The sequence below is a fragment of the Rhizobium sp. PK7-22 genome (assembly GCF_056530405.1).
The window spans coordinates 1,663,805-1,682,201 of sequence record NZ_CP096514.1; the positions used below are offsets into that span (position 1 = coordinate 1,663,805).

Here is an 18,397-nt window from a genome sequence, read left to right on the forward strand (position 1 = left end):
GCCGCGGCCCTTCACCGGGGCTGCGGCGACCGGACCAGGTCGAAACGATGTCGGACGACCCCGGCATCTCATGCAAGAATTTCGAGGATAGAGACATGGATTCCCTGATGCCATCGCGCTTCGAGGTGATTGCCGACGACGTGGTCGTCGAGCGCAATGTGATGGTGACGATGCGCGATGGCATCAGGCTGGCGACCGACGTCTATCGCCCCGCGAGGGACGGCAAGGTCATCGAAGGCCGCCTGCCGGCGATCATGGAGCGCACGCCCTACGGCAAGGCCGAACGATCCCGCTCCGAGATCGAGGTCGGGATGCCCGACCCGATGAAGCGCCACGAGGTCGCCACCTTCTTTGTGCGTGCCGGCTATGCGGTGATCTACCAGGACTGCCGTGGTCGCTACGATTCCGAAGGACAGTTCAGCAAGTATATCTCCGAGGCAGCGGACGGCTACGACACGGCCTGCTGGCTGGTGGAACAGCCGTGGTCGGACGGACATTTCGGCACGATGGGCCTCTCCTATGCGGCACATACGCAGGCGGCGCTGGCCTGCCTCAATCCGCCGGGGCTGACATGCATGGTGATGGATTCGGGCGGGTTTTCCAACGCCTACCAGTGCGGCATCCGCCAGGGCGGTGCGTTCGAACTGAAACAGGCCACCTGGGCCTACAACCAGGCGCTCGGCGAAGGCAGTGCATTTGCCCGCGCCGCCATCGAGGCGGAGGATATCCACGCCTGGTTCTCCGTCATGCCGTGGCGCGAGAATGCCTCGCCTGTGCGCTGGATGCCGGAATATGAAGCCTACCTGCTCGAACAATGGCGCAGCGGCACCTTCGATGACAGCTGGCGCCGGGTCGGCCTCTACATGGAAGGCTTCTACGAGACCTTCCCGCAGGTGCCCTGTGTGCTGATGTCCAGCTGGTACGACGCCTATGTGAAGTCGACGCTCGACAACTATCGCGGGCTTTCCGGCGTGCCGGATCGGCCGCTGCAGCTCATCATGGGGCCGTGGCTGCACGGCAACCGCAACACGACCGCGGCAGGCGACATCTCCTTTGGTTCCGCTGCAGCGCTGGGCGGCAATGTGATGGAGAGCTGGCTCGCCTTCCGGCGCAACTGGTTCGACCGCTGGCTGAAGGACAGCGCCAACGGCGTCTCGCAAGAGCCGACGGTACGGATCTTCGTGATGGGCGGCGGGTCCGGAGGGCGCACGCCGGAGGGACTGCTGGATCACGGTGGCCGCTGGATCGAGGCCGCCGACTGGCCTCTGCCGGCAACGCAGTATCAGGACTTCTACATCCACGGGAATGGCCTGCTGTCGACCACGGCTCCCCATGGGGACAGCGCCCCCTTCGTCTATGATTTCGATCCGAAGAACCCCGTGCCGACCATCGGCGGCTCGCTGACCAGCGGCCAGCCGATCTTCGACGGGGGAGGGTTTGACCAGCGTGAAGGCGAGGCATTCTACGGGTCCAGGCATCCGGGCCTGCCGCTTTCCGCCCGCGCCGACGTGCTGTCCTTCGAAACCGAGGAACTGACGGAGGACGTGGCGGTCATCGGGCCGATCACCGTCGAGCTCCATGTGGCCTCGAGTGCTCTCGACACCGACTTCACCGTGAAACTGGTGGATGTCTATCCGCCGAGCTCCGACTATCCGACCGGTTATGCCCTCAACATCACCGACGGCATTATCCGCTGCCGCTACCGCAAATCCTTCGAAAAGCCGGAGCCGATCGTGCCGGGCGAGGTGTTCACGGTGACGATCGAGCCGTTCGCGACCGCCAATCTCTTTGCCCGGGGGCACCGCATCCGTCTCGATATCTCCTCCTCGAATTTTCCGAAGTACGACGTGAACCCCAATACCTTTGCGCCGGAAGGGATGGGCCGTACGACCGAGATCGCCCGCAACACCGTATTTTGCGATGCCGATCGCCCGTCTTCAATCCGCTTGCCGATCGTTCGCGGGGACGCGATGGTGGCGCTGAAACCTTTCGCGAAGTAGCCCATGCCGCTCACCGTCGCCGTCACCGGCCAGATCCTCATCCACGGCCCGCTCGACCTCTCCGGCGAGGGGCAGCGGCAGGTGATGGATTTCCTGAAGGCTGACGTCGCCTTCGGCAATCTGGAAGCGACGGTGCAGACGACGGGCAGCTGGCCGACGAAGACGAAGACGCTGCACCTCGCGTCGCCGGAGGCCTTGCTGTCGGTCCGCGAGCTTGGCCTTCATGCGGTGACGCATGCCAACAACCACGCCTTCGACCTTGGTCCTCCGGGCATTGCCGCGACACGGGCCGCGGCCGTACAGGCTGGGCTGAAGCTCGCCGGCAGTGGCGCCAGCATCGAAGAGGCCGCCGCACCGGCGATCGTGCGGCCGGGGGGCAAACCGGACGGAAAGGCGCTGGCGATCTTCTCCGTCGATCTCGGGCCGCAGCCGGAGACTGTCTATGCCTCTGCCGAGAGGGCCGGCATCGCGCCGCTGCGTATGAAGCGGTCGGTTGCGGTGCCGCCGGCGGAATTCGAGGTCCTGCAGCGGATCGTTCGCGACCTTGGCGACGACAGGCGCAGCGCCGCGCGTGCAGCCGTCGGCTATGATCCTGGCCAGGCGCGCGATCTCACAATCTTCGGCACGCCGATCGTTCGCGGCGATCACATCGCTGCCCAATGGGCGCCGGACGACGAAGACCTGTCGAGGCTGATCGCCGGGATTGCGGGTGCCAAGGCTGCCGGCCATCTGGTCGCCGTCGCTCTCCATGGCCACCATTGGGATCCCGAATGGACCGACACACCGGCCTGGCTGCTCCACCTCTGCCGAAGGCTCATCGACGATGGCGCCGATCTGGTGCTCGGCACGGGGGCGCCGGTGATGCAGCCTCTAACCTTTCACCGGGGGCGGGCGATCATCCCGGGGCTCGGCAATTTCGTCTTCCACACGGATCGCCCAACGACCTATGACCAGAACGGCGTGGATGTCTGGCGCAGTGCGGCAGTACGGCTGACGCTGTCGGATGACGGTACCTGTCTGGCGCTCGCTCTTCTTCCGGTTGCCGTCGGCAGACCGGGTTCGGCCGAACCGGCACGTGGCCCGGTTCCGGCCACCGGAGCGGACGCGGACGAAATCCGCTCTCGCGCTTTCTCCGCATGCTCTGGCCCCTGGAAGAGCCTCTGCAGCTAGCTTTCAAGCTGCGAGTTTGCCGATGCCAGTTCGCAGGGCCATCGGTCTTTCATAGGCATTCATGTCCGGATGAACAGCGCCCCCACCAGCGCGATGACGGCGATCGACTGCAGAATGAACATGGGCCACTCGGATGCCATGGCGTCCTCCTTTGCCCGTTCCAAGTCACGGTCAAGCACGCCGTTCCTTCACGCCTTCGTGTGTCGCGGCGCGGAGACGGCTCCGGCTCTTCAGCCGGTTCTCCATAGGCGCCGGCGAACGACGAAACGGAGGCTTAATGGGTGCTCTCGAGGATCTCACGCTTGCGCAGATCCTCAATGGCCATGATCGCCTCATCGGCAGACCAGCCGGCGCGGACGGCCGCCTCGATGATCCGGGCCTCGCATTCGAGGGCCAACTGGTTATAGACCGGCTCGATCGCCTCCTGGATGGTCAGGATATGATCTTCTGGCTTGACGTGGATATGCGCCGACATTGCCATGTTGCTCTCCATTGACGAGGGATTAAGTCCGAATCCACGGCAACGGCTTTTGTTCCAGATGGCATGACAGATTTGTTACGGGAGCGGCGGATGCGAATTGCCCGTATCCGCCGCCCGTTGCATCAGTTCCGGCCGGCCTGGATCTGGTCGAAGATGCCGCCGTTGGAGAAGTGCTCCGCCTGCGTCCTTTCCCAGCCCCCAAAGATGGCGTCGTCGATCGTCACAAGGGTGATCTCGGGCAGATGCTGCAGGAGCTCCGGCGGCACCGCGGCGGGATTGGCCGGGCGGAAGAAGTGCCTGGCGATCAGTGCCTGGGCTTCATCCGAATAGAGGTACTGCAGGTAGGCCTCCGCCGCCTGGCGCGTGCCTCGCTTGTCGACGTTGGCATCGACGACGGCGACGGGTGGTTCGGCGAGGATGGAGAGTGGCGGCACGATGATCTCGAAGTTCTCCGGGCCCATCTCCTTCAGCGCCAGATAGGCCTCGTTCTCCCAGGCCAGCAGCACGTCGCCCATCTCGCGTTCGGTGAACGTCGTGGTCGAGCCGCGCGCGCCGGTGTCCATCACCACCACATGGCTGAAGAGGTCGGTCATGTAGGCCTTGATCTTCTCCTGGTCGCCGCCGAAGGCGTTGTTGGCGAAGGCCCAGGCTGCCAGGTAGTTCCATCGCGCCCCACCGGAGGTCTTCGGGTTCGGCGTGACGATCTCGACGCCGTCCTTCACCAGGTCGTTCCACTCGTGGATCTCCTTCGGGTTGTCTTTGCGCACCAGGAAGACGATGGTCGATGTATAGGGTGCAGAGTTGTGCGGGAACTTGCCGCGCCAGTCCGGCGAGATCTTGCCGCTGTTCTTGGAGATCGCATCGATGTCGCTGCCGAGTGCCAGCGTCACCACATCGGCATCGAGGCCCTCGATGACGCCGCGGGCCTGCCGACCGGAACCGCCATGCGATTGCTCGATCGCGACGGTTTCACCGGTCTCCTTCTGCCAGTGCTCGACAAAGAGAGCGTTGTACTCTTCATAGAATTCGCGCGTGGGATCGTAGGAGACATTGAGCAGGGTGGTCTGTGCCTGAGCCGCGCCGAACACGCCGACGGTGAGCGAGAGGCCGAGTGCGAGTGCGCCCAATCCATGACTGAAGTTGAACATGCTGACTTTCCTCCGTGGTTACCCGAGTAACACTACCGATTAAGTAGTGTTTGACAACGGGGGATTGGAAGAACGCAAAAACCTTCTCCTCTTGCTGGAGAGGAAGGTGATTTACTGTCGTCATGGCGGCTTTCGGCGAACGGCGCCGTGACAAAAAAGAGGGATCATGAGAAGAGCGATCCGGCGGCAGCGGCCGAAAATCGATCGTCAAGCCCGCAGCAACTCGCGTGACTTTGCAGTGTCGTCCAGGGCATCGGCGATCGTGGTGCTGAACAGCACGTCGCGGGTGGCGTCCGCGACGCGGGCGAAGACATGGCGGATCTCGCAGAGCTGCTCGCCGTCGCAATCCTCGCATTTCCTGTAGGCCGTCACCGACAGGCAGGGCAGCGGCGCGATCGGGCCGTCGATGAGGCGCAGTACATCGCCGTAGGTGATGGTATCCGCCGGCTTCAGGAGCAGGTATCCGCCCTGCTTGCCGCGCCGGCTGGCAACAATGCCGGCTCTCTTCAGGTCGAGCAGGATCTGCTCCAGGAATTTCTTCGGGATGCTCTGCTGGACCGCGATCTCCGAGATCATCATGGATGCGCCGCCGCCCGACTGGGCCAAAGCCGTCAGCGCCCTCAATGCGTATCTCGCCTTCTGGGAAATCATTGCGCAACCACATATGCCGGCCGCACGGCCGGTTCGGCGGCGCGGTTTGATACTGCCCTTCGGCTTAGCGGAAACAACACAGGATTTCAAACTCTCGCAGGGCCTGTTCCGGGTTGCGGGCTTAGCACGGCAGCTTTTCTCCGCCGGTTGAGCTTTGGAGAGAGATTTGCTCATCATTTGTCCCTGGTGAAACCGCTGTTTCTGTCCAGGGCCATCTCAAGCTTCCATAATCGGGGAAAGATGACGGGAAGACCTCGATGACGATCCACGATCCCTCCGGCCTGCGCCCGGCCGAACTTGCCGAAACCCTCGACGCCCGTTTCGAGACCCTGGATCTTGCCAGTCGGCTGCGGCTGGCAGGGGGAATTGGCCGCGCGGTCTTCACCTCCAGCCTCGGGATCGAGGACCAGGTCATCACCGCGGCCATCGGCATGGAGCGGCTCGAGATAGAGGTGGCGACGCTGGAGACGGGTCGGCTGTTTCCCGAGACCCTGGCGCTGATCGACGAGACCGAGGAGCGCTTCGGCATCGAAATCCGGCGGCACCGTCCGCAGGAGGCCGACGTCGCAGGCTATGTTGCCCAATACGGTCTTAACGGCTTCTACGAGAGCGTCGAGGCCCGTCACGCCTGCTGTCATGTCCGCAAGGTCAAGCCGCTCGCGCGGGCCCTCGACGGCGCCACGGTCTGGGTCACCGGGCTTCGCCGCAGCCAGTCCGGCAACCGTGCCGCAACGCCCTTCGTGGAGTATGACGCCGAGCGCGGACTGTTCAAGGTCAACCCGCTCGCCGACTGGTCGCTCGAAGAGATCGCGGCCTATGTCGAAGACCACGCCGTCCCCACCAATCCTTTGCATGCAAGGGGGTATCCGTCGATCGGCTGCGAGCCCTGCACCCGCGCCATCAAGCCGGGAGAGCCGGAGCGGGCCGGGCGCTGGTGGTGGGAGAACGACGAAAGGCGCGAGTGCGGCCTGCATGTCCCGGAGGCGGCAGCCTCGTCCTACAATTCCAGTTCCCTTTAGCCGGCGGACTTCCCGTGTCCCGCCCCGGAGAATATTCGATGTCCGATGTCATCCACGCAGCAGCCCCAAAGCCTGCTTCGTCGACCAAACCGCCGCTCGATCCGCACCTGAAGGCGCTCGAGAACGAGGCGATCCATATCTTCCGTGAGGTCGCTGCCGAATTCGAACGTCCGGTGATGCTCTATTCCATCGGCAAGGACTCGTCCGTCCTGCTGCACCTGGCGCGCAAGGCCTTCCACCCGGGCCGCGTGCCGTTCCCCTTGCTCCACGTCGATACCGGCTGGAAGTTCAAGGAGATGATCCGCTTCCGCGATGAGGTCGCCAAGGAATACGACCTCGACCTCGTCGTCCACACCAATGCCCGCGGCAAGGCTGAGAACGTTACGCCCTTCAGCCATGGGTCGGCGCTCTACACCGACATCATGAAGACCGAGGCGCTGCGCCAGGCGCTCGATGCCGGCCAGTATGATGCAGCCTTCGGCGGTGCCCGTCGCGACGAGGAGGCAAGCCGCGCCAAGGAACGCATCTACTCCTTCCGCACGCCCGACCATCGCTGGGATCCGCGCAACCAGCGCCCGGAACTCTGGAACGTCTACAACGGCATGGTCCGCAAGGGCGAGAGCGTGCGCGCCTTCCCGCTCTCCAACTGGACCGAGGTCGACATCTGGCGCTACATCCAAGCGGAGGACATCCCGCTGGTGCCGCTTTATTTTGCGGCCAGGCGCCCCTTCGTGGAGCGCGACGGCATGATGATCCACGCCGAGGATCCGCGCCTCGAGCTTCTGCCGGGCGAAACCGTCCAGCACGACTTCATCCGCTTCCGCACGCTCGGCTGCTTCCCACTGACCGGCGCCATCCGCTCGCGCGCCACGACGCTCGACGAGGTCATCGCCGAACTCGAGATTGCCACCGTCTCCGAACGCCAGGGGCGCGCCATAGACCGCGACCAGTCCGGCTCGATGGAAAAGAAGAAACGCGAAGGGTATTTCTGAGATGACCGCATCCGCCACCGCCGCCGCCGTCCATCCCGCCGCAGATGCCGTCGCCATGACGCGAGACCTGCGTCCGCTGCGCCTCATCACCTGCGGCTCCGTAGACGACGGCAAGTCGACGCTGATCGGCCGCCTGCTGTGGGACACCAAGGCCGTCAAGGAGGACCAGGCTGCGACCCTGCGGCGCGACTCGGGCCAGCAGAACGATCTCGGCCTGCCCGATTTCGCGCTGCTGCTCGACGGCCTGCAGGCCGAGCGCGAGCAGGGCATCACCATCGATGTCGCCTACCGCTATTTCGCCACCGACCGCCGCTCCTTCATCGTCGCCGATACGCCCGGTCACGAGCAGTACACGCGCAACATGGCAACCGGTGCCTCGACCGCCGATCTCGCCGTGCTGCTCGTCGATGCCCGCACCGGCCTTCTGGAGCAGACCCGGCGTCATGCCACCATCGCCTCGCTGATGGGGATCAAGCAGTTCGTGCTGGCGGTGAACAAGTTCGATCTCGTCGGCTACGACAAGGCGATCTTCGATACCGTCTCCCATGATTTTCGCGAACTCGCCCTGTCGCTCGGCGTCCGCCAGATTACGGCCATCCCGATGTCGGCCCTGAAGGGCGAGAATGTCGTCTATCCGGCAGGCGCCGTGATGCCCTGGTACGATGGCCCGACGCTCGTCGAGACGCTGGAGCTTGCGACCGTCCGATCGGCGCAAGCCGGCGGCTTCCGGCTGCCCGTCCAGCGCGTCTCGCGTCCGGGCGAAAGCTTTCGCGGCTATCAGGGCACGGTCGCCGGCGGGTCGGTGAAGCCCGGCGATTCCGTCGTTATCCTGCCGTCGGGCATGATCGCCAACGTCCGGCAGATCGTTACCTTCGACCTCGTGCGCAACGCAGCCGTTGCCGGCGATGCGATCACCCTCGTGCTCGACCGCCAGGTGGATGTCTCGCGCGGCGACATGATCGTCTCGCTCGACGCCCAGCCGATGACCGGACTGGAATTCGACGCGCAGATCGTGGCGCTGCAGCCGGACGGGATCGAGCCCGGCAAGCGTTACTGGCTGAAGAGCGGCAGCCGTCGCCAGCGTGTGTCGATCAAGCCGCTCTCCCAGCTGGAACTGTCCAGTGGCTCTTGGGCTCCCCATGTGGACCGGCTGCCGATGAATGCCATCGGCAAGGTGCGGCTCTCCTTCGACGAGCAGGCAATCTTCGACACCTATGATCAGAACCGCTCCACCGGCGCCTTCATCCTGATCGATCCCGACACCCACAACACGATCGCAGGCGGCATGATCGCCGAGAAGCGCAGCGGCGGGATCGGCATTCGCTATGAGGGCGAGCGCGTCGTGCTGTCGCTGCCGGCGGACCTTGCCGACCAGATCATGGCCAGCGAACTCTTCGCCAACCGCCGCGACGAGGCGGACATCCGCCGGATGACGGCGGCGCAGGCAACGGAGCTGTTTCAGAACGCCGCAAGCGATATTTGATCCGGGCGTTGCCCGGCGGCTCTAGGTGAGCTGCCGGGTCGTCTGCCGCTCGACGAGTTCATAGCCCAGATCCACGGGTGTCATGGGGCCTGCATCGCCATTGACCGCGCGGATCAGCATGTCGACGGCTCGATATCCCATGTCGAAGCGCGGCACGCGGACAGTGGTCAGGGCAGGCTGGGTGTAGGCGGCAAATCCCAGGTCGTTGTAGCCGCAGATTCCGAACTCCGGGACAGAGAGACCGAGACGCTGCGCCTCGAAAAGTGCCCCGAGTGCCAGGTCGTCGTTCTGACAGAAGACGCAGTCGGCATCCGGTGCCTGCGTCTTCAGCTGCTGCAGGAGCTGGCAGCCGAGCGCAATGCCGGTCGGCTCATCGGCAGACACCACGAGAGCTGCATCCTGCAGGCCGGCCTCCCGCATCGCCAAGCAGTAACCCTCGTGCTTGCGCTCGGCGCGCACGTCCCGGCTACCGCCGATCATCCCGATGCGCCGATAGCCGCAGGCAATCAAGTGACGGATCGCCGTGGCGGCCGCGTCGCAATGGTTGATGCCGACGGCAAGCCCGCTCGACGTGAGATGCAGATCGACGATCTGCACGACGGGGCAGGGCGCCTTCTTCAGAAGCTCCAGAACGCCATCTCGTGCCTGCAGTCCCGAAAGCAGGATGCCGGCCGGGTTTTGCGACAGGAACAGCCGGATCTGTCGGCACTCCTCCTGCGGGTCGTGGCGCGAATTTGCGTATTGGATCCGCAGTCCCGAGTCTCGCACCCGATCCTCGATCCCGCGCATGATGCTGAGATGGGCATGGTTGGTCAGGGCCGGCGCCAGCACGCCGATCACGCCGCTTTGCCGGCTGGCCAGCGCGCGGGCCGCAAGGTCTGGCACGTAGCCCATCTGCTCGACCTGCAGCAGGATGCGCTCGCGCAATTCGTCGGAGACCTTTTCAGGCTCCCGCAAGGCACGCGACACGGTGATCGAGCTGATCCCGAGGCTGTCTGCCACGTCCGTCAATGTCACTCTGTCTGATCGTGTTCGGTGCGGCATGCAACTCCCCAACAAGCCTGTGGCGTTGAGCGGTCCTCTACCCCCGCGCTGCCGTCCGGGGGAAACTAAGGCCTCACCATCTTTAGGCAAGTGGATGACCGACAAATCATCCCGGCCGTGACGCGGCTGCCGGGGCAGGACCTGCGGGACGTCCGGTCTTCTGCCGACAGACCATCACTAAACGGTGAAGCCCTCTGGTGTGATGCGACCCGCTCCACATGTCAGTGGGACAGCCAACCCGAGGAGAACGACATGACGCACCTGCTCCTGCCGCGACTGTTTGCCGGCATCGCCATTTCCGTTGCGGCAGCCACCACCGCCGCGGCGCATCATGGATGGTCCTGGGCGGAGGCCGAGCAGATCGAGCTGAACGGCACCATCACCGCCATCTCGTTTGCCCCGCCGCATCCCTCCATGGAAGTCCAGGCCGAGGACGGCGTCTGGACGGTCGAGCTCAGCAATCCCGGCAAGACCCAGCGCTCCGGCTTCGTCGAGGGCGTGGCCAATGTCGGCGATGCCGTCACCCTGATCGGCAATCGCTCGCAGGATCCGGAGGAACTGCGCATGAAGGCGGTTCGGGTCATGGTCGGCACCAAGACCTATGACATCTATCCCGAGCGGATCGAGACCAACTGAGGTCATGCCCTTGGAATGGCTCGAGCCGCTTGCGGAGACGTCGGTGGCGCGGGCGCTGATATCCTCGCCGACGCTCTACCTCCTTGTGAACGCCGCGCATATCATGGCGATCGGCATTGTGTTCGGATCGATCGTCGCTCTGGACCTTCGCCTGGTCGGCCTGGGACGAGCTTTGCCATTGGCGCCGGCGTCCATCTTTCTCTCCCGCCTGTCCGCGACGGGGCTCGCCTTGGCGATCGCCACAGGTCTGTGCCTGTTTTCGGTCCGGCCGGTGGAATATGCCGCCAATGTCGCCTTCCTCTCCAAGCTTGCTCTGGTTGTGCTTGGGGCGGTCAACATCCTCATCGTCCACCGATCCAACGGATGGCGACGGATGCGTGCCGGAGCCGAACCGACAGTGGCCCTTCGCATCGGTGCCATCATCTCTCTGCTGGTCTGGACGGGAGCAATCATTGCCGGCAGGTGGATCGGTTTCCTGTGACCGGCACAGTCTGGACGGTTGATGCCGGACCGTCTACACTGCATCGCAATTGCAACGCAGGGCGCCGCCGTGAAGACTTCCACACTTCCATCGCTACGGGTTGATCCGGAACTGCGTGCCGCAGCCGAAAGCGTCCTGGAGGCCGGTGAAAGCCTCTCCGCCTTCATGGAAAATTCGGTCAAGGCGCAGATCCATTACCGCAGGACGCAGGCCGAATTTATTGCAAGAGGCCTGGCATCGAGAGAGGATGCAAGAAAGACCGGCGAATATTTCGATGCCGATGATGTGCATGCCGAACTGCGCGCTATGGTACAAGCCAGGAAGGCAGAACTCGGGCAGTGAGCTACAGGCTCCGCTACACCCGCGCGGCGCGCGACGATATCAGGCGTCTTCACGCTTTCCTGCTGGAGCGAGATGTGGCCGCTGCAGACAAGGCAGTCGACATCATCATCCGCACGATCGATGGGCTTCGCGAGTTTCCGTTCGCCGCCCGAAGAGCGTCCGGGGGAGACAGCTTCCTCCGCGAACTGGTGATTTCCTTCGGCTCAGGCGGCTATGTCGCCCTCTACGAAATCGAGGATGCCAAGACGGTGACGATCCTCGCCTTGCGCCACCAGCGCGAGGAGGACTACCACTGACCTCCTAACGGTCGCTTACCGCAGCGCGCGGATTGACCCATGGCTCCTGGTTGGAACGCGGCAGGGGCTGACGACCGAGAATGTGGTCGGCGGCCTTCTCCCCCGTCATGATCGACGGCCCGTTGAGATTGCCGTAGGTGATGTGCGGGAAGATCGAGCTGTCGGCGACCCGCAGGCCGTCGATCCCGATCACCCGGCATTCCGGATCGACCACCGCCATCGGATCGTCCCGGTCACCCATCTTGCAGGTGCCGCAGGGGTGATAGGCGCTTTCCAGATGCTCGCGCAGGAAGGCATCGATCGCCTCGTCGGATTGTACCGACTCTCCCGGCTGGATCTCCGGCCCGCGATAGGGGGCGAAGGCCTCCTGGCCGAAGATCTCGCGCGTCAGCCGCACGCAGTGGCGAAACTTCTCCCAGTCCTCCGGATGGCTCATGTAGTTGAAGCGGATCACCGGATCGTCCTTCGGATCGGCCGATCGCAGCGTCACGCAGCCGCGCGATTTCGACATGTTGAAGCCGACATGCGCCTGGAAGCCGTGGCTCTTGGCCGCCGCCTTGCCGTCGTAGGAGATCGCCACGGGCAGGAAATGATACTGGATGTCCGGCTGCTTCAGACCCGGCGCCGATCGCAGGAAGGCGCAGGCCTCGAACTGGTTGGAGGCGCCGAGCCCGGACTTCGACAGGAGCCACTGCGCGCCCGCCACTCCCTGCCAGAACCACGGCAGCCAGGAATAGAGCGACACCGGCTTCTTCGACACCTGCTGGAAATAGAACTCCATGTGGTCCTGCAGGTTGGCGCCGACGCCCGGCCGGTCGAGCTTTACCTCGATCCCCATCTCCTGCAGGTGCTGCGCCGGGCCGATGCCCGACTGCATCAGGAGTTTCGGCGAGTTGAACGCGGAGGCGGCGACGATCACCTCGCGATTGGCCTTGACGATCTCCGTCTGCCCGCCCTGCACGACCTCGACGCCGGTGGCGCGACCGTTCTCGATGACGATCTTCTCCGCCAGTCCGTAGACCAGCTTCACGTTCTTGCGCTTCATCGCCGGCCGCAGGTAGGCATTCGCCGCCGACCAGCGCCGGCCGAGGTGGATCGTCTGCTCCATCAGGCCGAAGCCTTCCTGCTTGGAGCCGTTGTAGTCGTCGGTCGCCTCGAAGCCCGCCTGCTTGCCGGCTTCGATGAAGGCATGAAAGAGCGGGTTGACGAAAGGTCCACGGCGCACGTGCAGCGGTCCGTCCTTGCCGCGCCAGCCATCCTCGCCGCCATGGCTGTGCTCCATCCGCTTGAAATAGGGCAGCACGTCCGCATAGGACCAGCCGCGGGCGCCCAGTTCCTCCCAGCGGTTGAAGTCTTCCGCGTGACCGCGCACGTAGACGAGGCCGTTGATCGACGACGACCCGCCGAGCACCTTGCCGCGCGGCGCGGTGATGCGCCGGTTGCCGAGATGCGGCTCGGGCTCGGACATGTAGCCCCAGTTGTAGCGCTTCATGCTCATTGGCCAGGCAAGTGCTGCCGGCATCTGGATGAACGGCCCGAAATCCGATCCGCCTGCCTCGATGACGATCACCGAATGCTTGCCGTCCTCCGACAGCCGATAGGCCATGGCCGACCCCGCCGAGCCGGAACCGATGATGACGAAATCTGCTTCAAGCATGGTAAGTTTCTTTCGACCTATTGAGGTTGTGCCGTGTCAGCCCCCCTCTGGCCTGCCGGCCATCTCCCCCAAGGGTGGGGAGATCACAAGCGGCATGACCTTCGAACCTTACGGAGCGCGCGCCTGTCTCCAGCTCTTGTTGTCTTGGCGAGCGGCCGCGCCTATCCGATCTCCCCCCTCGTGGGGGAGATGCCCGGCAGGGCAGAGGGGGGCGTTCTTGCTCGGATGCAGCCACAACAAATCTCAATACGGCGCCTCCACCGGCCCCATTGCCACGTAGACCGTCTTCAGCTCTGTATAATGCTCCAGCGCTGCCGCCGAATTCTCGCGGCCGAAGCCGGATTGCTTGGAGCCGCCGAAGGGGATCTCGACCGGGCAGAGATTGTAGGTGTTGATCCACAGCGTGCCAGCCTGCAGCCGGTCCACCACCCGGTGGGCGCGGCTGAGATCGCTCGTGAAGACGCCGGCGGACAGGCCGAATTCGGTGGCATTGGCGCGGTCGACCACCTCCGCCTCGTGGTCGAAATCCAGCACGCACATCACCGGCCCGAAGATCTCTTCGCGCGCGATCGTCATTCCGTCGTTGACGTCGGCAAACACCGTCGGCTGCACGTAGCAGCCCTCGCCGGGGACATCGTTGGGAATGCCGCCGCCGGTCACCAGCGTGGCGCCTTCGGCCTTGCCCGTCTCGATGTAGGAGAGCACTTTTTCGCGCTGCGCCCGCGAGACGAGCGGTCCCATCTGGGTCGCCTCGTCCATCGGGTCGCCGATGACGATCGCCTCGGTGCGCGCCTTCAGGCGGCTCAGGAATTCGTCCTTGATGCGCTTCTGCACGAAGACGCGCGTGCCGTTGGAGCAGACCTGGCCGGTCGAATAGAAGTTGCCGAGCATGGCGCCGCCGACCGCGCTGTCGATGTCGGCATCGTCGAAGACGATCAGCGGCGACTTGCCGCCGAGCTCCATCGTCACATGCTTGAGATGGCCGGCGGCGGCCGCCGCAACCTTGCGGCCCGTCGGCACCGAGCCGGTCAGCGACACCTTGGCCACATCCGGGTGCTCGACCAGCAGCGGGCCGGTTTCGCGGTCGCCCTGGATGACGTTGAAGACGCCCTTCGGCGCACCGGCCTCGATCAGGATCTCGGCGATCTTCAGCGCTCCGAGCGGCGTCATTTCCGAGGGCTTGAACACCATGGTATTGCCGCCAGCCAGCGCCGGTGCGGCCTTCCAGCAGCAGATCTGCTGCGGGTAATTCCAGGCGCCGATGCCGACGCAGACGCCGAGCGGCACGCGCTTGGTATAGGCCCAGTCGGCCCCGAGCGGGATATGCGAACCGTTCAGTGCGGTCGCCGCGATGCCGCCGAAGAATTCAAAGCTGTCGGCGCCGGAGGTCGGATCGGCAACGAGCGTCTCCTGGATCGGCTTGCCGGTATCGAGCGTCTCGAGTTCCGAGAGCTCGTAGTTGCGCGCGCGCATGATGTCCGCAGCGCGTTTCAAAATGCGGCCGCGCGCCGTCGGGCTCATCGCCGCCCATTCCGTCTGCGCCCGCTTGGCGGAAGCAACGGCTTGTTCGACGATGGCAGGCGTTGCGGCATGCACCCGGGCGATCACTTCGCCGGTCGCAGGATAGATACTCTCGATCAGCGTGCCGGCGGTGTCTTCCACATAGCTGCCGTCGATGAAGTGGCTGGCTTTCGGCTGGGCGCGCATGGTCATTCTCCTCGGCGGTGGCAATGGGTGGTGTCGGGCCTGCTCATGGGCCTGTGTCCCGCAGGAACGGGCGCAGTTGCAGGTCGAGATAGTCTTCGGTCAGCGTGATCGAGGCCGTGCTGCTGCTCGGTCCGGCGCGCAGGCTCTGGCGGATGTAGAGCCCGTCGATCATGGCGGCCACGCCCTCGGCGATGCGCACCGCATTGTCCGGCGGGCAGAGACGCCCGAGGCTGTCGAGCAGATTGGATCGCAGCCGCCGCGCATAGATGACCAGCAGCCGGCGCACCTCTTCCGAGCGCTGCGCCTCGACATAGAAGGCAAGCCAGGCCGCGACCGTCTCGGGTGCAAACTGGTCCTGGTGGAAGCAGACGCGGATGATCGCCGACAGTCGCTCGCGCGGCGTCTCAAGGTTTTGCATCGCCGCCACGGCATCCGCCCGCAGCCGATTCAGAAGGCTGCGGATGCTGGCAACCAGCAGCTGCTGCTTGCTGCCGAAGTAGTGATGCGCAAGCGCCGGCGAGACGCCGGCCTCGCGGGCGATATCCGACATCGTCACGTCCAGCGAGCCGCGCTGGCCGATCGTTCGCAACGTTGCATCCACCAGCGCCTTGCGGCGCAAGGACTCCATCCCGATCCGGGGCATGTCGATGATCTCCGTTTCGGAGAATATAGATTTGATTGAGCCGTCAATCAATAAAAACCTTACGGCGCCGCCTGCCGGTTGATGTGGCGCAAGGCCTGCTCGTTTTTTCATGATAGGGTTTCGGGATCGATACCGATGTCTGGAGATGCTGGTTATGGCACTTGGAATGGAAACCCCACATGCGGAGCAGGTGAGGGGCAAATGGGGCTGGTTCCTCGCGCTCGGCATCCTGATGCTGATTTTCGGCCTTTTCGCTTTCCTCAATCTCTTCCTGGCGACTGTCGCCTCCGTCTTCTACATCGGCGCGATGATGGTGGTCGGCGGCGCCTTTCAGTTCGTCCATGCCCTTCAGGTCAAGGGCTGGAGCGAAGCGGTCTTCTGGGGTGCAAGCGGTCTTCTCTATACCCTTGCCGGAATGCTGGCCTTCTGGAACCCGGCGCTCACCGCCGCCATCCTCACCCTGTTCATGGCGATCGCCTTGCTGGTTGCAGGGGGTGTGCGCACCTGGATCGGCATCAGGATGCGCCCGATGCGGGGATCCGGCTGGGTGATCTTCGGCGGCGTCGTCACCATGCTGGCCGGCCTCGTCATCGCCATCGGCTGGCCGGTCAACAGCCTCTGGATCCTCGGCCTGTTCCTGGCCGTCGACCTGACGATGCAGGGCTGGGCGATGATCGCGGTGGCGCTTGCAGCCCGGCGTTGAAGCAGAGACCGCCGCATCCTGTAAATTTCATGAAAATGTCATGCTGAGACAACGGTTTATTGACGATCTCGGGTGAGGCTCTGCGCATGTTTTAAGCGGTTGCGTATTGGAGTATTTCATGAGTTCGGCCTCCCTCATCGAGCCCGCCATTTTCAGGCGTTATGCGGGAGACCAGTTGCTCACGCTGTCCAAACTGGTGCTGGAAACGGCGTTCCAGCCCATCGTCGAGGTCGCGACGGGCACGGTCTTCGGCTACGAGACCCTGATGCGCGGCTATGACCGCATCGGCTTTTCCAATCCGCTCGAACTCCTGGATCAGGCGGCGGAGGCGGGCCAGCTGCTGGCGCTGGAGCAGATGATGGCCGGCCGGTCGCTGGCCAAATTCGCGACCGTCCCGGATTTTGCCTCGGTGACGCTGTTCCTCAATCTCGACGTCCGGTTGATCAAGGACGGCGATCTGATCATCGAGCGGCTGGTCCAGCACCTGGGCAAGTTGAACATCCCGCCGTCGTCCGTCTGCTTCGAACTCTCCGAGCGCTTCGACAACACCAGCGTGCCCGAATTCGCCGCATTGATCACGAAGCTGCGCAAGGCCGGCTTCAAGCTGGCGATCGACGACTTCGGCGTCGGCCACGGCGAGATGAAGCTGCTCTGCGACTACCAGGTGGACTACCTGAAGATCGACCGCCACTTCATCGACGGCCTGGACAAGAGCCCGCGCAAGCGCCACCTCGTCAAGAACATCGTCCATATCGCTCATGTGCTCGGCACCCGAGTCATCGCCGAAGGCATCGAGACGGAAGCCGAACTGATGGCCTGCCGCGAATATGGCGTCGATCTCGTGCAGGGCTATTTCATCGCCCGGCCGACGACCATCCTCAACGAACTGCAGCCGGCTTTCCCGCATCTGGCGGAGATCGGCCGCGTCCGCCGGTCCAGCCAGTCGCTCGACGAGATCCTCATCCGCAAGCAGATCGAGAACCTGCCTGCCGTCTACGAGCATGAGAGCATCGACACCGTCTTCGAACTCTTCCGGCGCAATCCGCGCCAGGCCTTCTTCCCCGTCCTCAACGCCAACGGCGAACCGCGCGGCGTCATCAACGAGTATCACCTCAAGGAATTCATCTATCAGCCCTTCGGCCGTGATCTTCTCAAGAACAAGGTCTACGAGCGGACGATCTCGCATTTCGTCGACATGGCGCCGATCATTGGCCTGGATGCCGATGCGGAGGAGCTGATGAGCCTGTTTGCCAGCATGGACAACAGCGACTGCATCATCCTGACGGAGAACATGCGCTATGCCGGCGTCGTCTCCGCGGCCTCGCTGATCAAGGTCATCAGCGAGAAGCAGCTGAAGGTTGCCCAGGACCAGAACCCGCTGACCAGCCTGCCGGGCAACCGCGCCATCAGCGACTTCATCCAGGAATCCGGTCGCGACGACGACGACACCCGCTTCTTCTGCTACTGCGACTTCGACCACTTCAAGCCGTTCAACGATAACTACGGCTTCCACGTCGGCGACCATGCCATCTCGCTGTTTGCCGCCCTGCTGCGCCGCTATTTCTTCTCCGACGACCATTTCCTAGGCCACGTCGGCGGCGATGATTTCTTCGTCGGCGTGCGCGACTGGACTCGTGCGGAGCTGACGGAAATCCTCGAGCGGCTGCTCAGCGATTTCCACGATGACGTCGTCACGCTCTACTCGCAGGAGGAACGGGAAGCGGGTCGGATCAAGGGCCATGACCGCACCGGCGTCGAGCGCTTCTTTCCGCTGCTGCGCTGCTCGATCGGCGTCCTTGAGCTTCCAAAGGGTCTCCTGCTCGATGACGGCGCCCGCATCGCCAGCAGCATCGCGGCCGTCAAGGCGCTGGCCAAGGACGCATCCTCCGGCCTCGTCTTTTCGGTTTTCGGCGAGACAAATTGACACCGGGGCGGGCGCCTGCC

At 64.1% G+C, this 18,397-nt stretch carries 19 protein-coding genes; 12 read left to right on the forward strand and 7 right to left on the reverse strand.

Going from position 1 to position 18,397, the window contains the following annotated elements; translation table 11 throughout:
• Positions 1-95 precede the first annotated feature (95 nt).
• Together M1E10_RS12715 and M1E10_RS12720 are read left to right on the forward strand one after the other, a co-directional pair.
• Positions 96-2,000, forward strand: coding sequence for a CocE/NonD family hydrolase (locus tag M1E10_RS12715; RefSeq protein WP_499176777.1), 1,905 nt, complete (start codon positions 96-98; stop codon positions 1,998-2,000).
• 3 nt (positions 2,001-2,003) lie between these two features.
• Complete coding sequence (locus tag M1E10_RS12720; RefSeq protein ID WP_499176778.1) at positions 2,004-3,170, forward strand: CapA family protein; 1,167 nt, start codon at positions 2,004-2,006, stop codon at positions 3,168-3,170.
• 274 nt (positions 3,171-3,444) lie between these two features.
• On the opposite strand, the gene M1E10_RS12725 is transcribed toward M1E10_RS12720, so the two are convergent.
• The 3 genes from M1E10_RS12725 to M1E10_RS12735 form a co-directional block, all read right to left on the reverse strand.
• The gene (locus M1E10_RS12725) at positions 3,445-3,651 is read right to left on the reverse strand and encodes a hypothetical protein (RefSeq protein WP_499176779.1); all 207 of its coding nucleotides are present in this window, start codon (positions 3,649-3,651) and stop codon (positions 3,445-3,447) included.
• Between the two features lie 122 nt (positions 3,652-3,773).
• Entirely contained in the window at positions 3,774-4,799 is a 1,026-nt protein-coding gene (locus tag M1E10_RS12730) for a sulfate ABC transporter substrate-binding protein (RefSeq protein ID WP_499176780.1), read from the reverse strand.
• A 207-nt stretch (positions 4,800-5,006) separates the two neighbouring features.
• On the reverse strand, positions 5,007-5,450 hold the full coding sequence (locus M1E10_RS12735) for an RrF2 family transcriptional regulator (protein WP_499176781.1): 444 nt from the start codon (positions 5,448-5,450) through the stop codon (positions 5,007-5,009).
• Here M1E10_RS12735 and M1E10_RS12740 point away from each other — a divergent pair.
• The 4 genes from M1E10_RS12740 to cysN all read left to right on the forward strand — a co-directional run bounded on the left by M1E10_RS12740 (position 5,377) and on the right by cysN (position 8,944).
• A complete protein-coding gene (locus M1E10_RS12740) occupies positions 5,377-5,601 on the forward strand; it encodes a hypothetical protein (RefSeq protein WP_499177301.1) in 225 nt (74 codons plus the stop codon). The two genes, M1E10_RS12735 and M1E10_RS12740, sit on opposite strands and share 74 nt — an antisense overlap.
• A 106-nt stretch (positions 5,602-5,707) precedes the next feature.
• A complete protein-coding gene (locus M1E10_RS12745; protein ID WP_499176782.1) occupies positions 5,708-6,469 on the forward strand; it encodes an adenine nucleotide alpha hydrolase family protein in 762 nt (253 codons plus the stop codon).
• Positions 6,470-6,507: 38 nt separating this feature from the next.
• Entirely contained in the window at positions 6,508-7,461 is a 954-nt protein-coding gene (gene cysD / locus M1E10_RS12750; RefSeq protein ID WP_499176783.1) for a sulfate adenylyltransferase subunit CysD, read from the forward strand.
• Between the two features lies 1 nt (position 7,462).
• Positions 7,463-8,944, forward strand: coding sequence for a sulfate adenylyltransferase subunit CysN (gene cysN, locus M1E10_RS12755; protein ID WP_499176784.1), 1,482 nt, complete (start codon positions 7,463-7,465; stop codon positions 8,942-8,944).
• A 21-nt stretch (positions 8,945-8,965) separates the two neighbouring features.
• Here the strand turns inward: cysN and M1E10_RS12760 are convergent, their stop codons facing one another.
• Positions 8,966-9,961, reverse strand: coding sequence for a LacI family DNA-binding transcriptional regulator (locus tag M1E10_RS12760; protein WP_499176785.1), 996 nt, complete (start codon positions 9,959-9,961; stop codon positions 8,966-8,968).
• A 279-nt stretch (positions 9,962-10,240) separates the two neighbouring features.
• Between M1E10_RS12760 and M1E10_RS12765 the strand changes: the two genes are divergently transcribed.
• From M1E10_RS12765 to M1E10_RS12780, 4 genes are all read left to right on the forward strand, one after another.
• On the forward strand, positions 10,241-10,624 hold the full coding sequence (locus M1E10_RS12765; RefSeq protein ID WP_499176786.1) for a DUF6152 family protein: 384 nt from the start codon (positions 10,241-10,243) through the stop codon (positions 10,622-10,624).
• A 4-nt stretch (positions 10,625-10,628) separates the two neighbouring features.
• Positions 10,629-11,105 (forward strand): DUF6644 family protein, encoded by a 477-nt coding sequence (locus M1E10_RS12770; protein ID WP_499176787.1) that lies wholly within the window; start codon positions 10,629-10,631, stop codon positions 11,103-11,105.
• A 69-nt stretch (positions 11,106-11,174) separates the two neighbouring features.
• A complete protein-coding gene (locus M1E10_RS12775) occupies positions 11,175-11,447 on the forward strand; it encodes a YlcI/YnfO family protein (RefSeq protein WP_499176788.1) in 273 nt (90 codons plus the stop codon).
• Positions 11,444-11,743, forward strand: coding sequence for a type II toxin-antitoxin system RelE/ParE family toxin (locus M1E10_RS12780; RefSeq protein WP_499176789.1), 300 nt, complete (start codon positions 11,444-11,446; stop codon positions 11,741-11,743). Before M1E10_RS12775 ends, M1E10_RS12780 begins: the two co-directional genes overlap by 4 nt.
• Positions 11,744-11,747: 4 nt before the next feature.
• Here M1E10_RS12780 and betA read toward each other — a convergent pair whose 3' ends face one another.
• The 3 genes from betA to betI form a co-directional block, all read right to left on the reverse strand.
• A complete protein-coding gene (gene betA / locus M1E10_RS12785; protein ID WP_499176790.1) occupies positions 11,748-13,400 on the reverse strand; it encodes a choline dehydrogenase in 1,653 nt (550 codons plus the stop codon).
• Between the two features lie 243 nt (positions 13,401-13,643).
• Positions 13,644-15,107 carry a betaine-aldehyde dehydrogenase gene (betB, locus tag M1E10_RS12790; RefSeq protein ID WP_499176791.1) on the reverse strand — a complete coding sequence of 488 codons (1,464 nt, stop codon included), beginning with the start codon at positions 15,105-15,107 and terminating at the stop codon, positions 13,644-13,646.
• 43 nt (positions 15,108-15,150) lie between these two features.
• A complete protein-coding gene (gene betI / locus M1E10_RS12795; RefSeq protein WP_499176792.1) occupies positions 15,151-15,750 on the reverse strand; it encodes a transcriptional regulator BetI in 600 nt (199 codons plus the stop codon).
• Between the two features lie 154 nt (positions 15,751-15,904).
• Between betI and M1E10_RS12800 the strand changes: the two genes are divergently transcribed.
• Positions 15,905-16,453, forward strand: coding sequence for an HdeD family acid-resistance protein (locus M1E10_RS12800; protein ID WP_499176793.1), 549 nt, complete (start codon positions 15,905-15,907; stop codon positions 16,451-16,453).
• A 118-nt stretch (positions 16,454-16,571) separates the two neighbouring features.
• Complete coding sequence (locus M1E10_RS12805; protein WP_499176794.1) at positions 16,572-18,377, forward strand: bifunctional diguanylate cyclase/phosphodiesterase; 1,806 nt, start codon at positions 16,572-16,574, stop codon at positions 18,375-18,377.
• The last annotated feature ends 20 nt before the right edge of the window (positions 18,378-18,397 follow it).

Bases quoted from the DNA above. Each gene is read 5' to 3' on its own strand.
- cysN (WP_499176784.1), top strand. From the start codon at position 7,463: ATGACCGCATCCGCCACCGCCGCCGCCGTCCATCCCGCCGCAGATGCC.
- cysD (WP_499176783.1), top strand. From the start codon at position 6,508: ATGTCCGATGTCATCCACGCAGCAGCCCCAAAGCCTGCTTCGTCGACC.
- M1E10_RS12720 (WP_499176778.1), top strand. From the start codon at position 2,004: ATGCCGCTCACCGTCGCCGTCACCGGCCAGATCCTCATCCACGGCCCG.
- M1E10_RS12745 (WP_499176782.1), top strand. From the start codon at position 5,708: ATGACGATCCACGATCCCTCCGGCCTGCGCCCGGCCGAACTTGCCGAA.
- M1E10_RS12725 (WP_499176779.1), bottom strand. From the start codon at position 3,651: ATGGCAATGTCGGCGCATATCCACGTCAAGCCAGAAGATCATATCCTG.
- M1E10_RS12770 (WP_499176787.1), top strand. From the start codon at position 10,629: ATGCCCTTGGAATGGCTCGAGCCGCTTGCGGAGACGTCGGTGGCGCGG.
- M1E10_RS12800 (WP_499176793.1), top strand. From the start codon at position 15,905: ATGGCACTTGGAATGGAAACCCCACATGCGGAGCAGGTGAGGGGCAAA.
- betA (WP_499176790.1), bottom strand. From the start codon at position 13,400: ATGCTTGAAGCAGATTTCGTCATCATCGGTTCCGGCTCGGCGGGGTCG.
- M1E10_RS12805 (WP_499176794.1), top strand. From the start codon at position 16,572: ATGAGTTCGGCCTCCCTCATCGAGCCCGCCATTTTCAGGCGTTATGCG.
- betB (WP_499176791.1), bottom strand. From the start codon at position 15,107: ATGCGCGCCCAGCCGAAAGCCAGCCACTTCATCGACGGCAGCTATGTG.
- M1E10_RS12730 (WP_499176780.1), bottom strand. From the start codon at position 4,799: ATGTTCAACTTCAGTCATGGATTGGGCGCACTCGCACTCGGCCTCTCG.
- M1E10_RS12715 (WP_499176777.1), top strand. From the start codon at position 96: ATGGATTCCCTGATGCCATCGCGCTTCGAGGTGATTGCCGACGACGTG.
- M1E10_RS12735 (WP_499176781.1), bottom strand. From the start codon at position 5,450: ATGATTTCCCAGAAGGCGAGATACGCATTGAGGGCGCTGACGGCTTTG.
- M1E10_RS12740 (WP_499177301.1), top strand. From the start codon at position 5,377: ATGGATGCGCCGCCGCCCGACTGGGCCAAAGCCGTCAGCGCCCTCAAT.
- M1E10_RS12765 (WP_499176786.1), top strand. From the start codon at position 10,241: ATGACGCACCTGCTCCTGCCGCGACTGTTTGCCGGCATCGCCATTTCC.
- betI (WP_499176792.1), bottom strand. From the start codon at position 15,750: ATGCCCCGGATCGGGATGGAGTCCTTGCGCCGCAAGGCGCTGGTGGAT.